Origin of the sequence: Microbacterium sp. KHB019 (genome assembly GCF_037285405.1) — a bacterium.
GTDB lineage: Bacteria > Actinomycetota > Actinomycetes > Actinomycetales > Microbacteriaceae > Microbacterium.
The window spans coordinates 200678-214186 of sequence record NZ_JBBDHF010000004.1 but is presented as its reverse complement, the minus strand read 5'-3'; the positions used below and the strand labels follow the sequence as shown (position 1 = coordinate 214186).

13 protein-coding genes are annotated in these 13509 nt (G+C 68.1%); 8 read left to right on the top strand and 5 right to left on the bottom strand.

Annotation, left to right across the window (positions count from 1 at the left end; all coding sequences use genetic code 11):
- Positions 1 to 507: 507 nt before the first annotated feature.
- The gene (locus tag KHB019_RS14205; protein ID WP_325472042.1) at positions 508 to 1680 is read left to right on the top strand and encodes a cytochrome b/b6 domain-containing protein; all 1173 of its coding nucleotides are present in this window, start codon (positions 508 to 510) and stop codon (positions 1678 to 1680) included.
- Positions 1681 to 1802: 122 nt separating this feature from the next.
- Here the strand turns inward: KHB019_RS14205 and KHB019_RS14200 are convergent, their stop codons facing one another.
- Positions 1803 to 2312 (bottom strand): GNAT family N-acetyltransferase, encoded by a 510-nt coding sequence (locus KHB019_RS14200; RefSeq protein WP_230102752.1) that lies wholly within the window; start codon positions 2310 to 2312, stop codon positions 1803 to 1805.
- 131 nt (positions 2313 to 2443) lie between these two features.
- On the opposite strand from KHB019_RS14200, the gene KHB019_RS14195 reads away from it, so the two are divergent.
- From KHB019_RS14195 to KHB019_RS14185, 3 genes are all read left to right on the top strand, one after another.
- Positions 2444 to 3004 (top strand): acyl-CoA thioesterase, encoded by a 561-nt coding sequence (locus tag KHB019_RS14195; protein ID WP_325472041.1) that lies wholly within the window; start codon positions 2444 to 2446, stop codon positions 3002 to 3004.
- A 66-nt stretch (positions 3005 to 3070) separates the two neighbouring features.
- Positions 3071 to 3493, top strand: a complete 423-nt coding sequence (locus tag KHB019_RS14190) for a hypothetical protein (protein ID WP_230102754.1) — start codon at positions 3071 to 3073, stop codon at positions 3491 to 3493.
- A 54-nt stretch (positions 3494 to 3547) separates the two neighbouring features.
- Complete coding sequence (locus KHB019_RS14185) at positions 3548 to 4948, top strand: hypothetical protein (RefSeq protein ID WP_337459271.1); 1401 nt, start codon at positions 3548 to 3550, stop codon at positions 4946 to 4948.
- Here the strand turns inward: KHB019_RS14185 and KHB019_RS14180 are convergent.
- Genes KHB019_RS14180 through KHB019_RS14170 form a run of 3 tightly spaced genes read right to left on the bottom strand, consistent with a single transcriptional unit; the run spans position 4903 to position 6736 of the window.
- Positions 4903 to 5493 carry a hypothetical protein gene (locus KHB019_RS14180; protein WP_325472039.1) on the bottom strand — a complete coding sequence of 197 codons (591 nt, stop codon included), beginning with the start codon at positions 5491 to 5493 and terminating at the stop codon, positions 4903 to 4905. The two genes, KHB019_RS14185 and KHB019_RS14180, sit on opposite strands and share 46 nt — an antisense overlap.
- Positions 5490 to 6053 carry a DUF4352 domain-containing protein gene (locus tag KHB019_RS14175; protein WP_230104272.1) on the bottom strand — a complete coding sequence of 188 codons (564 nt, stop codon included), beginning with the start codon at positions 6051 to 6053 and terminating at the stop codon, positions 5490 to 5492. The genes KHB019_RS14180 and KHB019_RS14175 overlap by 4 nt, the downstream gene beginning before the upstream one ends.
- On the bottom strand, positions 6050 to 6736 hold the full coding sequence (locus KHB019_RS14170) for a hypothetical protein (protein ID WP_337459270.1): 687 nt from the start codon (positions 6734 to 6736) through the stop codon (positions 6050 to 6052). Before KHB019_RS14170 ends, KHB019_RS14175 begins: the two co-directional genes overlap by 4 nt.
- Before the next feature lie 58 nt (positions 6737 to 6794).
- Here KHB019_RS14170 and KHB019_RS14165 point away from each other — a divergent pair, with 58 nt between their 5' ends.
- Positions 6795 to 10463, top strand: coding sequence for a proline dehydrogenase family protein (locus KHB019_RS14165; RefSeq protein ID WP_337459269.1), 3669 nt, complete (start codon positions 6795 to 6797; stop codon positions 10461 to 10463).
- Positions 10464 to 10655: 192 nt separating this feature from the next.
- On the opposite strand, the gene KHB019_RS14160 is transcribed toward KHB019_RS14165, so the two are convergent.
- Positions 10656 to 10973: a hypothetical protein gene (locus KHB019_RS14160; protein WP_337459268.1), complete on the bottom strand. Its 318-nt coding sequence runs from the start codon at positions 10971 to 10973 to the stop codon at positions 10656 to 10658.
- An 853-nt stretch (positions 10974 to 11826) separates the two neighbouring features.
- Here KHB019_RS14160 and KHB019_RS14155 point away from each other — a divergent pair.
- The 3 genes from KHB019_RS14155 to KHB019_RS14145 are packed head-to-tail and all read left to right on the top strand — an operon-like array spanning position 11827 to position 13478.
- On the top strand, positions 11827 to 12261 hold the full coding sequence (locus tag KHB019_RS14155; protein WP_337459267.1) for a hypothetical protein: 435 nt from the start codon (positions 11827 to 11829) through the stop codon (positions 12259 to 12261).
- A complete protein-coding gene (locus KHB019_RS14150; protein WP_337459266.1) occupies positions 12261 to 12476 on the top strand; it encodes a helix-turn-helix transcriptional regulator in 216 nt (71 codons plus the stop codon). Before KHB019_RS14155 ends, KHB019_RS14150 begins: the two co-directional genes overlap by 1 nt.
- 3 nt (positions 12477 to 12479) lie before the next feature.
- On the top strand, positions 12480 to 13478 hold the full coding sequence (locus KHB019_RS14145) for an NAD(P)-dependent alcohol dehydrogenase (protein WP_337459265.1): 999 nt from the start codon (positions 12480 to 12482) through the stop codon (positions 13476 to 13478).
- The last annotated feature ends 31 nt before the right edge of the window (positions 13479 to 13509 follow it).

Below are 13509 nucleotides of genomic sequence, written 5' to 3'. Positions count from 1 at the left end.
CTGCCGCGCGTGGCCGGCGGCGACCCCTGGCCCCCCGCCGGGGACGTCGAGGTGGCGGATGCTGCGGCCGCCGTCGCGGTCGCTGAGCCCTCGCGGGACGTTGAGCGACTGGAGGGAGTCGAAACGACTGCCCCTGCTGCCGCGACAGAAGACGGCTTCGACTCGCTGACGCTCGCTCAGCCCGTTTCGTCTCCGGCTGCTCCGCAGCCTCCGCTCAACGACCCGCAGGGGACGTCCGCTGAAGGCGTGACGCTGCGTCGCGGGCTGCCGCGCACGCCGGGTGGGGAGGCTTGGCCTCCGGCGGACTCTACCGCTGCCGCGTCCATCGCAACCACCGTCGCCGCGACCGATGCTGTTGCGCCGACTCCTGCGAGAACTCCGACTTCGCGGAGCGTTGAGCGAGCCGAGGGTGAGACGAAACGGGTTGAGCGAGCGGAGCGAGTCGAAACCGCTGGCCTTGCCGCGACGTCAACATCTGGGGCATCCCTCCGCCGTGGCCTGCCGCGCATGCCGGGCGGAGAGCCGTGGCCTCCGGAGGGGACCGCTGCAGTCGTCGCGACCGTCGTCGCCGACGCCGAGTCTGTCGAGGCGTCCGCTGCCGAGGCCACGTCCGCTGCCGAGCTCGTCGAAGCATCCGAGGCGCCGGCATCCACGGCCGTCGCGACGGTCGACGTGAGTACGCCGCTGCCGTTCCAGCGAACGGTGTTCCCCGGCAAGAACGCGTTCAACCGCCCGGCGCCGGCGCCCGAGCCGAAGCGCATCGGCCCGTTCACGAAGGTCCAGTGGGCGGGAGCTGTGATCGTCGGAGGAATCGGACTGCTCGGCGCCGCAGCGATGGCCGTGCTGTTCGTGCGCTGGCTGCTCAGCCTGTCCGGTATGCAGGACTTCCTGGCGGCCTACCCCGGTGAGTACCACCTGCCAGAGGGCGCTCCCGTCGGCTTCCCCGGATGGCTGGGCTGGCAGCACTTCCTCAACGTGTTCCTGATGGTGCTGATCATCCGCTCGGGGCTCCGCATCCGAAACGAGAAGCGGCCGACGGCGTTCTGGACGCCGCGGAACAACCCCAAGGGCAAAGTCAGTCTGACGATCTGGTTCCACCAGGCGCTCGACATCCTGTGGCTGCTCAACGGCGTCGTGTTCATCGTGCTGCTGTTCGCGTCAGGTCAGTGGATGCGAGTGATCCCCACGAGCTGGGAGGTCATCCCGAACGCGATCTCGGCCGTCCTGCAGTACATCTCGCTGGACTGGCCGACCGAGAACGGCTGGGTGAACTACAACTCGATCCAGCAGATCACCTACTTCGTGACGATCTTCATCGCAGCCCCGCTCGCTGCCGTCACCGGATTCCGGATGAGCGGCATGTGGCCCAAGAACGCCGAGAAGCTCAGCAAGGCGTACCCGATCGAGTGGGCGCGCGCCCTGCACTTCCCGGTGATGCTGTACTTCGTGGTCTTCATCGCGATCCACGTGTTCCTCGTGTTCGCGACCGGCGCGCTGCGCAACCTCAACCACATGTACGCCGCACAGGGCTCTGTCGACCCGAACGCCTATGCCGACAACTGGACCGGATTCTGGTTCTTCGCGGCATCCCTCGTGGTCATCGCCGCAGCCTGGGTCGCCGCACGACCCCTCGTGCTCGCACCCATCGCGAAGCTCTTCGGCAGCGTCAGCAGCCGCTGAGCGCCGCCGCCCCGGCATCGTCCGCCGCCGAGCCCCCGCTTTATCGCCGAGACCCCGTCGTACTCACGTGAGTACGACGGGGTCTCGGCACGAAGACGGGGTCTCGGCGGGAAGTGGCGGCGTCAGGGACGGACGAAGCGGACCTCGGTCAGCGTCTCGCCCAGGAAGGGCTCTGTGTGCGATGCGCCGTCGAGGTGGAAGCCGTTGCGCTCGTAGAAGCGGTGCGCGCGCGGGTTGTCCTCGGCGACCCACAGGTAGAGCGGGGCATCCTTCTCGACGGCTGCGTCGAAGAGCTTCTGGCCGAGGCCGGTGGAGTGCCACTCGTGCAGCAGGTAGATGAAGTACAGCTCGCGGAACGCCGGAGCATCCTTGTCGCGAGCAGGACCCGATCCGACGAATCCGACGATCTCGCCGTCCACGAGCGCGGCGCGCATCGTGAAATCATCGCCCTGCGCAGCCCAGTGCGTCCAGAGCTCCGCCATGCGACGGGGTGACACGCGCTCGAGAGCGGCCTTGCTGATCAGGTGGTCGTAGGTCTCGTGCCAGCACTTGGCGTGCACGCGCCCCAGGGCTTCCGCATCCACATCACGGACCGGACGGACAATGACTTCAGGCTGGGCTTCGGCGCTCATGCCCGTGACTCTACGCGCGCCCTCTGCTAACGGGAAATCGAGAGAGGATGAACGGGAATTCGGGTGACGCGACTGTGGGAAGTCCACAAACGTCTCCGCTCATCGTGCGCCTCTGGCTACCATCAGAGATCGTGAACGTGATCTGGCGAACCCTGTTTGTGATGTGGCGTGCGCGCCGTCGAGCCCGAAGCGAAGGCCGCCTCGCTCCGACGGAGATCAGCCGCATCCGCGTGACGACGCTGCCCACAGACCTCGACATCCTCCGCCATATGAACAACGGCCGCTATCTGTCGCTGTTCGATCTGGGTCGCTGGGATCTGCTGGTGCGCACCGGGATGCTGGACGTGATGAAGCGCAACAATTGGTATGCGGTCGTCTCATCGGAGACGATCACTTTCCGCAAGTCGCTCGAGCTCTGGCAGCGGTTCGACGTCGAGTCGCGCTTGATCGGCCACGACGACAAGGCGATCTACCTGGAGCACCGGGCGGTCGTCGACGGCGAGATCTACGCGCGGGCGATCATCCGCAGCCGCATGCTGAAGCGCAGCGGCGGCACCCTGTCGCACGAAGAGCTGTTCGGGGCCGTCGGGCGACCGGAGGGCATCCCCGAGATCGAGCCGTGGGTGCACGACTGGGCGGATGCCACTTCCCTCCCGCCGACCAGAGCCGAAGCTCCGAGCATCTGGAACTGACCGGACTGCGCCTGGCGGCACCCCGGTCGACGGTTTAGGGTCGTGCGTGAGGGGAAGGAGCCACACATGTCCGATGACCGCACGCACTCCGAACCGGGTGCTCAGCAGTACGGCGCTCCGGAGTTCCGCGATCCAGCGGACCCGTCGGCGCACCCCGGAGCATTCGTGCAGGGCAGCATGCACGAGCAGTACCCCGGATACACCGGTCCGTCACCGTACCCACCGGCTCCCATCACGCAGAGCAACGGTCCTGGCGGGCTGGCGATCGCCGCGCTCGTCGTGGGCATCGCTGCCTTCATCTTCGGCTGGATCCCGTTCGCCGGGCTCATCCTCGCCGTTGTCGGCATCGTCCTCGGCATCCTCACGCTGCGCAAGCCTCGTGGCAAGGGCTTCGGGGTGACGGCACTGATCCTCTCGGGGCTGGCGGTGCTCACCGGACTCATGGTGCTGTTCCTCATCTTCATGTGGCTGCCGATGGCGTCGGCCTGACGCACCCCGGCGGCAGCAGTGAGCGGGGCAGTGCCCACACGCTAATGTGAGCGTGTGCTGGCGATCCTGACGACTGCCGGGCGCGTGCTGTGGCGGCACTGGCCCGCGCTGATGGCGTGGTATCTGGCCGGCGTCCTGGTGCACTACGTGGTCACTCAGACCGCGGGATACATCGGCGCCTCGTCGGCCACGCTCGGCTTCCTGGTGCTGCCGATCGCGATCCTCGCCCGGCTCGTCAGCCTGGTCGCGATGTTCCTGGTGCTGCGCGACGGTCTGCGCAACCTGCAGGAGGTCGCGCCGCTGCCGGAGTCCGCGGCGGAACGGCGACGAACGTTCCTCACGGCTCTGCTCGCCGGCATCCTGCCGTTCTTCGCGGTGTACTGGGCGCAGGGTCTGCTCGGGGAAGATGTGCGCGCGTACTCGTCGCGCGCCCTGGAGGTGCGCAGCGGCATCGTCGCGACGGCGATCTTCAACGGCGAGGATCCGGTCAGCGCGGATGACACCGTCCTCAACCTGCCGATCAACGTCTGGACGATCGCGATCATCGCAGTCGCGTTCGCGGGTCGGTGGGCATGGTCGAAGTGGTCGCCGAAGCTCGCTGCCTGGCTGTCGCCGGTCGCCGTGTACTTCGAGGTCGTGTGGGTGTTCTTCTCGGTCATGGTGATCGGCGACATCTTCGAGGCGATCAAGGGCTGGGTCGACAGCCGCGCGGCCATGGCGTTCCTCGAGTCGATCCGCGAGCAGGTTCTGGATGCCGTCGCGCCGTTGCGCTGGCTATGGGAGGGCGTCGGCTGGGTGCTCGCCGAAGCCGGACCCGTGCTGCTCGCCCCGCTCGCCTGGCTGACGATCGCCGGTGTGGTGTTCGGACAGGCGATCGTCGCCGAGAAGCTGCGGTTGGAGAGCCAACTCGTCTCGCGGTTCCGTGAGCACGCCAAGGCGATCCCGAATCCGGTAGTGCGACGGCTGCGCGATCTCGGCGACGAGCTCGGCGCCCGCTTCCGCCCGATCTGGCGCGCCCTCCTGCTGATGTGGCGCTCCGGTCCGCTGCTCGTCGCCTCGTACGCACTCGCCTACGTGGTGGTCAAGGCGCTCGAATCGCTCCTGTCATTCGGCGTCACCCGGCTCGTCGGCCCGCGCGAGTTCGTCTTCTGGGCCATCGCCATGCCCCTGGTGTCCCTGGTTCCGGTGCTGGTCATGGAACCGGTGCGCATCGCCGTCATCAGCGGTGCCTACGACGCGACGCTGGGTCGTCTTCGCCGCAAGCGCCAGGAGCTCGCCGACGACCCGACGGTCTCGTCGGAGGAGTCGGAGATGCGAGCCGTCGCCGACGCAGCCGGCCTGTTGCCCGCAGTGGTGGACGCCGTCGCCGCGGCCGCCGTCGCCGCACCACCCAGGGACGTCGTGGGCGGTCAGGGTTCGAACGAGAACCTGAGGAACGAGCCGCCGGCGTCGTAGGGTCGGACATCGACCCAGAACGGACCCTCTGCGTCATCCGGCACGACGAACGGCACGATCAGCTCGTAGTCTCCGGCTTCTGCGCTCAGACACGTCTCCGGTTCGTCGGGATCGGAGAGCAGCCCGATCTCGAGCCGCGTCGGAGTCCAGATGCGTCCGGTCGACTGCTCCACCAGCTTCGGGGTCTCGCAGCCGATTCCCTCGGTGCTCGCCTGCACGGGTATCGCGGCGGCGAGCAGACGCGTGCCGTCCGGCACGTCCAGCCCCGTGAGGTCGTCGATCTCGCCGCCGCGGATCGGCCCCCACGTGGCTCCGACGAAGTCGACCGTGTCGTCCTCCGCGACTGCGATGGCAGTGACGGCGCGGGCGCCGAAGCCGAAGTACTGGTACCACTCCTGCCATCCGATCGCTGCGGCGGTCATCGGCACGAGGACGGCGACGCCGATCAGGGCCACCGCGTTGCGCCGCCACCAGGAGGGGGCTTTCGCCGCAGCGGCCGGCGTCTCAGATCGCGCGGGGGACGGGGGTAGGGGCGGGATCGTCATCGGTCCGCCCACCCGTTCTCATCCAGGAGGACCTCTGGTTCCGCCGTCAGCGCCGCAAGGTCCAGAGACAGGTCGATGACGCCGTCGTCCAGCACCTCGCCGGGGGCGCCGCTCGGCACTCCCAGCCGGAGAGAGGCCCGATCGCCCGTGACCTCATCGGGAAGTTCGAACGCGAGACTGCCCGCACGTGGCACCCCGGTGACCAGCCGTTGCTGATAGAACGTGGTGCCGCGTTCGGTTGCGCTGAACGTGCGCTCGCCGATGGTGAGCTGCGCGAGCCCGAGCGTCCCCCGATCCTGCGTGCCGGCGCCTGCGGCTTCCAGGTCGATGACCAGCCAGGTGCCATCCGCGGCCCATCCCTCGGCATCCGTCACCCTCTCGGCGAGATGCACGTCGGTCACCGTGACCACGAGGTTGCGCACCGCAGCCTGCTCACCGACCTGCGCCGTCGCGGGGAACGGTGCGATCGTGGCGTCGTCCGGCAGCGTGACCTTGACCACAACCCAGGCGCACGCGAGCAGCGCCGCCGTCAGCAACCAGGTGAGCACCTGCTTCTTCACGAGTTCACCTCGTCGATCGTCGCAGACAGAGTCGCGCCGACCCGCACGTCGGTCCAATAGTCTCCGCGCATGACGCTCTGGCCGACGTAGTGGGTGGAATCGGGGAGAGTGAGGGCGATCTCGTCGCCGTCGTGGAAGTCGCCGGGTCCGACGATCCACGCCAGCAGCAGGCGGGCGGGGACATCGGGTTGCAGCGTCGGCGAGATCCTGCCGTCGTCTGCGCGGAAGACCTCGCCCTTCGCCTCCAGGCCCTCGATCCGGATGCCGTCGATCATGGGCGATGATTCCGAGAGGGAGGTCGCGCCGCGGGGGGTCGCGAACGTGTTGACGGCATCCACCGTCACGACGAGGATCCGTTCCCCCTTCTCCTCGTCGGGGAAGATCGCCATCGGGCCGCGGTCATCGCGCAGCTCGACTCCGGTGACGGTCATCTCGAGATCCGAACCCGCGAAGGTCTCGCCCACGGAAATGACCGGGATCGGGTCGACCGCAGCGGCCTCGAGGCCGCCGAAGAGCGCCGTCGCCGCCAGCAGCACGGCACCGGCGCCGGTGATCATCCACGACGTCGGGATGAGGTCGATGCTGCGTCGCGCCCAGCCGAGCACCTTCGCTCTGGCGTCGGCGTTCGTGGATGCTGCAGGCGCAGCGGAGTCGCCGTCTGTCGCCTTCTGCGCCCCCGCCACGGCAACAGCATAGAGTGTCCGATCATCCGGCGGCTCGCAACGGAATTAGGCTGATCTCATGTCAGTGTCGCCCGCCCAAAAGGCACCCCCTCTCGCCGACCGCGCCGTCGAACTCGCGCAGCGCTGGATCATCGAGGCATCCGAGGCGGAAGTCGATCCCGCCGCCGCCCGACTCGCCGATGTCCTGCAGGACGAGAACGGCCTGCCGTTCACCCTCGGATTCGTGGACGGAGTGATGCGTCCGGAGAGTCTCTCCGCCGCAGCGGCGCAGCTGCAGCGCATCGCCCCGATAGTGCCCGAGTTCCTGCCCTGGTACCTGCGAGGCGCGGTGCGTCTGGGCGGAGTGGTCGCCCCTGTGCTGCCGTCGCCGGTCGTGCCGATCGCCCGCAAGGTGCTCCGCGAGATGGTCGGGCACCTCGTCGTCGACGCGCGGCCCGCGAAGCTGGGTGCGGCGATCGAGAAGCTCCGCGAATCCGGCGCGCGCCTGAACCTGAACCTCCTCGGCGAAGCGGTCCTCGGCGAGGACGAGGCGAAGCGCCGACTCGACGGCATCCACGACCTCATCCGGCGCGACGACGTCGACTACGTCTCGGTCAAGGTCTCGTCCGTCATGAGCCACCTGTCGATGTGGGCGTTCGACGAGGTCGTCGATCGCGTGGTCGAACGCCTGACGCCGCTGTACCTCACAGCCGCGAAGACGGGCACGTTCATCAACCTCGACATGGAGGAGTACCGCGACCTCGATCTGACGATCGCGGTCTTCACCCGGATTCTCGAAGACCAGCGGCTGCAGCTGCTCGAGGCGGGCATCGTCCTGCAGGCGTACCTCCCCGACGCGCTCGGCGCCATGCGCGAGCTCACCGCCTGGGCGAAGGATCGCGTCATGCACGGCGGTGCCGCCATCAAGGTGCGGCTCGTCAAGGGCGCGAACCTGCCGATGGAGAAGGTGGATGCCGTGATGCACGGCTGGCCGCTCGCCACCTACGACACCAAGCTCGACAGCGACGCGAACTACCTGCGCGTGCTCGACGAGGCACTGCGCCCGGAGAACGCCTCGGCTGTCCGGGTGGGCATCGCCGGACACAACCTGTTCGGCATCGCGTACTCCTGGCTTCTGGCGGGGGAACGCGACGTCCGCAGTCAGATCGAGTTCGAGATGCTGCTCGGCATGGCGCAGGGGCAGGTGCAGGCTGTCTCCCGTGAGGTCGGCCACGTGCTCCTGTATGTGCCGGTCGTCAAGCCTGAGGAGTTCGACGTCGCGATCAGCTACCTCGTCCGACGCCTCGAGGAGAACGCCGAGCAGGACAACTTCCTCTCCGCAGCGTTCCACCTGCATGACGACGAGAGCCTGTTCGCCCGTGAGCGCGACCGGTTCCTGGGCGCCCTGGAACGCGCCGGCGATCAGACGACCCGCACAACTTCGACGTTGCGCACGGTTCCGTTCCGGACGCAGAACCGACAGACCCCGGTGCACGAATCGCTTCGGCCCTCCGCGCCGGCCGAGGTCGACGACGGCGACCTCACCCAGGCCGTGCTCGGCATCGCCCGGGGCTCCAGCGCCGCCGCCAGTGGCGACGCGTTCGTCGAGACAGCCGTGTACTCGCGCCGCGAGGCGGAGGCGGACTCCGCCGGTGCGCCCGGCTTCCACAACACTCCCGACAGCGACCCCGCCCTTCCCGCGAACCGCGAGTGGGCACGCCGCATCCGCTCGCGCATCGCGACGTCGACCGCAGGAGACGCGACTCTCCGAGCCGCCCTCGTCGACGATGAGGGGCTGCTCGAGGAGACCGTTCAGAAGGTGCTCGCCGCTGCGCCGGCCTGGGGTGCGCGCCCGGCCGCCGAGCGCGCGGAGACGCTGCTGCGCGCTGCAGCCGCGCTCGAGTCGCGCCGCGCAGAGCTCATCGAGGTCGCAGCGTCCGAGACGGGAAAGGTCCTCGCCGAGGCCGACGTCGAGGTCAGCGAGGCCGTCGACTTCGCCCGTTACTACGGCGCGAAGGCGCGTGAACTGGATGCCGTCGCCGGCGCAGCATTCGAACCGGCAAGGCTCACGGTGGTCACCCCGCCGTGGAACTTCCCGCTGGCGATCCCCGCCGGTGGCGTGCTCGCCGCGCTCGCCGCAGGGTCTGGTGTCGTTTTCAAGCCGGCGCCGCAGGCGCGCCGGTGTGCGGCTGTCATCGCCGAGGCGCTGTGGGAGGCCGGCATCCCGCGCGACGTGCTCGCGCTCGTCGACATCGAAGAGGGCGCGCTCGGCCAACAGCTGATCTCGCACGAGGCCGTCGACCGCGTCATCCTCACCGGGTCATGGGACACCGCAGCGCTCTTCCGCTCGTGGCGGCCGGACCTGCCGCTGCTCGCCGAGACGAGCGGCAAGAACGCGATCGTCATCACGCCGTCGGCCGATCTCGACCTCGCGGTCGCCGATCTCGTCAAGAGCGCCTTCGGTCACGCAGGACAGAAGTGCTCCGCGGCGTCGCTGGCGATCCTCGTCGGGCCCGTCGGGCGCTCCAAGCGCTTCGCGCGTCAGCTGGTGGATGCCGTCCGGTCGCTGCACGTGGGCTGGCCGACCGAAGCGCTCAACGAGGTAGGCCCAGTGATCGAGCCGCCGCAGGGCAAGCTCGCCTGGGCGCTCAACGAGCTCGAGGGCGACGAGCAGTGGCTCGTGAAGCCGCGGCCGATCGACGGTGACGAGAGCGGTCGCCTGTGGCATCCAGGCGTCCGCGTCGGTGTGCAGCCCGGATCGCGCTTCCACATGGAGGAGTTCTTCGGTCCGGTGCTCGGCGTGATGCACGCGCCGAACCTCGAGCGGGCCATCGAGATGCAGAACGCGGTCGCCTACGGGCTCACGGCGGGCCTCCACACGCAGAGCCCCGAAGAGCTCGCGACCTGGCTCGACCGGGTTCAGGCGGGCAATCTGTATGTCAACCGCGGCATCACCGGGGCGATCGTCCAGCGTCAGCCGTTCGGCGGCTGGAAGCGCTCGTCTGTCGGACCAGGCACGAAGGCGGGAGGACCGAACTACCTCATCGGCCTCGGCAGCTGGCGCGCGAGCAGCGGGGGAGCGGCATCCAGCACGCTGCACCTGCGTGGCCTCGACTCCCGCATCACCGACCTCATCGAGTCGGCGCAGCCGTCCCTCGATTTCGAGAGCTTCGAGTGGTTGCGCCGCAGTGCTCTCTCCGACGCGATCGCGTGGGATCGAGAGTTCGGGCAGGTGCGGGATGTCTCGCAGCTCGGCGTCGAGCGGAACCTGTTCCGGTACCGCCCGCTGCCGGTCATGATCAGGGCCACCGGCGACGCCGGATGGCACGAGCTGCTGCGCGTCGTCGTCGCCGGCATCCGCACCGGTTCGAAGTTCTTCCTGTCGACGCCCGTCGGGCTGCCTGCGGAGGTGCGCCGATCGCTGTCGGAGCTGCGCGTGGCCGTGGCCGTGGAGAGCGACGACGAGTGGATCGCACGGATGGCCGCCTCGCCGGAGGAAGCGATTCTCGAGGCGGATGCCGCGCCGCGGGCGTCACGCGTTCGTCTGGTCGGGCCCCGGGATGCTGTCGCAGCGCTGCACCGCGCGCTCGCCGAAGCAACCGGCGGCGACCCGGACCTCGCGGTCTACGACGGCGAGGTGACATCGGCTGGGCGTATCGAGCTGCTGCCGTTCCTGCACGAGCAGGCGATCACGATCACCGCGCACCGTTTCGGCAACCCGGACGACTGGAGCGCCGACGTCATCTGACCGGAGCCTGATTTCGTCTCGCTGCGCTCGCTCAATCCGTTTCGACTCGCTCCGCTCGCTCAACGACCCGCGGCTGAAGGCGGCGGGGCTCGGTCTGCGGGTCGTTGAGCGGAGGGCCGCGGGCCCGAAGCCGAAACGGGCTGAGCGAGGAGTGCAGCGACGAGTCGAAGCATCACCAGGCTTTTCGTCTGGCTATCGTTCCCGGGGCTCATCGAACGCGACGAGGAACTCGCCGATTACGGTCTTGCCGTCTTCGAGATAGACCTGGACGGTCTCTTGCGCGCGGTCGGCCTGCGACTCCTGCCACGCCAGCGCGTCGGCCGGGGACGTGAACGTCTTCATCGCAGCAGTTCCGTCGACAGCCTCGAGCTCGGATCGACGTACGTAGCCGGTCTTTCCCCCGGTTGATACGACTTGGATGAGGTCGGGAGCGTCGTCCGGAGACGGTGCGTCGGCCAGCGAGCCAAAGGTCTCACCGGACGCGTTCGCTCGATATGTCGGGGTGGGCATCGGCTCAGTCTCGGTATTGAGGTCCGCTGTGATGCCCCAGGGAGAGAGGAGGCCAGTACCCCCAGCGGCTACAGCCGCTCCGCCGGCGGTTCCGACGCCCAGAGCGAGTATCCCACCTACGATCACCTTCGTGGCTGTCGATCGACGCATGCTGGTTCCTCAAGAGCTCTGGTTCGGTGACTTATAGGTGTAGACGGCGCTGTATTGCGATCCGGTCCAGCCCCACGTGACGCCGTAGGAGTATCGTGCTCCCGATCCCGAAACGCTGGTCCCCTGGTCGTACATGACGGTGCACCCCGAGTTGTAGAGGATGCTGCTCTGCTTGAGCATCGAGCCCGCGGAATTGAAGATGCGAGCTCGTGCGCCCGCCCACCCGGAGGGGAAGCAGCCGGATCCATTCTTGGCTACCGCAGTCCACGCTACCGCCGAGCCGGATGAAGTACTGATCGTCGCTGCGTTCTTATAGGCGACGCCGTTTATCGTCTAGTAGCCCCACGACGATACGGCCTGGCCCGCGTGAGCTGCGAGAGGTGCCACACCGATGAGGAACCCCAACACCAGCGCGCCAACAATCGTGCGAGCTACTGGGCTGGGGCCATGCTTCACTGCAATATCTGCGGTCATGGTACTCCAAGACGCGCTCATCGCTTGTCAAGAGCATCGTGGCACCGTTGTCACGCGATGTCCAGAGTTCGGAGCTTTCGACGCAACCGTCGGACACCCGATTCATCAGCATGATCCAGGAGCGAAGCAGCGAGTCGAAGCCGCACATCTGTGTGTAAAAGATTCTTGACACGAATGCTGCGCTCGCAGTACATTCAGGTGTCAAGAATATTTGACATCGGAGGTCGTCATGGTCTACCACGAACGCGCCGCATGGGCGGGGCTCGTCGCATCCGTTCTCACGCTGGCCTTCTACATCACGGCCGTTCTCCTGCAGGCGGAGGGCGGCGACCTCACCGCCGTCGCCTGGTTCCCGCTGATGCTCTGGACCATCGGCGGCGGCATCGTCGCCACCATCATCATCACGATCGTCTGGGGCATCTTCGCCGGTATCCGCGATCGTGACGGTGCGATGACCGGTGATATTCGGGACCGCGACATCAACCGTTTGGGCGGACGCGTGGAATCCGGCTTCCTCACGATCGCCGGCCTCGGCGTGATCGCATTGTGCGCGGTCGGCGCCGACGTGTTCTGGATCGCGAACACCATGTTCCTAGGGTTCGCCGTGTCGGCCTTCGTCGGCGGCATCGCCCGCGTGATCGCCTACCGCCGCGGGCTCGTCTGATGGTCAAGCCGACCCTTGTCACCAACAGCATCCGCGCACGTCGCGAGGAAGCCGGCATCACGCAGGCCGACCTCGCCGGACGCATCGGCGTCACCCGTCAGACGCTGATCGCCATCGAGCAGGGCAGGTACTCGCCCACGCTCGAGCTCGCCTTTCAGATCGCCCGCGCTTTCGAGGTCGGCATCGACGACCTCTTCCAATACCCGGAGGACTGACGCATGAACGCCACCATCACCACCACGATGCCCGCCTGGTTGAACGACGACTACGGCCCGGCCGGCGCCACCCGCCAGGAGATGGTTCCGACGCCGGAGCCGGGGCCGGGTGAGGTGCTGCTGCGCGTGCGTGCCACGGCCCTCAACGCCGCCGACGTGCACCTCATGCACGGGGATCCGCTGCTCATGAGGCTCATGTTCGGACTGCGTCGGCCGAAGCAGAAGATCCGCGGCATCGACGTCGCCGGCACGATCGTCGCCGTCGGTGCCGATGTCGACGAGAGCCGCATCGGCGACGAGGTGATGGTCGAACTGGGGGCCGGCGGCGGTCTCGCGCCGTTCGCCGTCGCACGCGCCGACCGGCTCGTCACCCGCCCCGGCGGGCTCGCGCCGGAGGTGGCCGCGACGATTCCGATCTCGGGTGGCTCGGCCGTACAGGCACTCGATGTCGCCCGCGTCGCCGGTGGGCAGCGCGTGCTCGTGATCGGGGCATCCGGGGGAGTGGGCACCTTCGCGGTGCAGCTCGCAGCGCTCCGCGGCGCTGAGGTGTGGGCGACGTGCGGCGAGGCCAACCGGAAGCTCATCGAGTCCCTCGGTGCCACTCGCACGTTCGACTACCGCACGACCGACCTCTCCAGCATCCCGGCAACTTTCGACGCGATCATCGACATCGCCGGCGGCGCGCCCCTGCGACAGCTGAAGCGGATGCTGTCGCCGACCGGCACGCTCGCGATGGTCGCCGGTGACGGTGGACGCGTGCTCGGACCGATCCCGCGGATCCTGCGGGCGGTGTTCATCTCCATCGGCTCGCGGCGCAGCATCCGCCCCGTCGCGGCCGTGGCGAAGCCCGACATCAATCGGCAGCTCATCGCGCTCGCCGCCGAAGGGCGGATCACGCCGGTCATCGAGCAGCTCCTGCCGTGGGATGCCGCCGCTGAGGGACTCGCGCGACTGGAATCCGGGCACACGGTCGGCAAGGTCGTGGTTCTCGGACGGGAGTAGGCCGCGTTGTGCACTGTGCAGGTGCTGATGT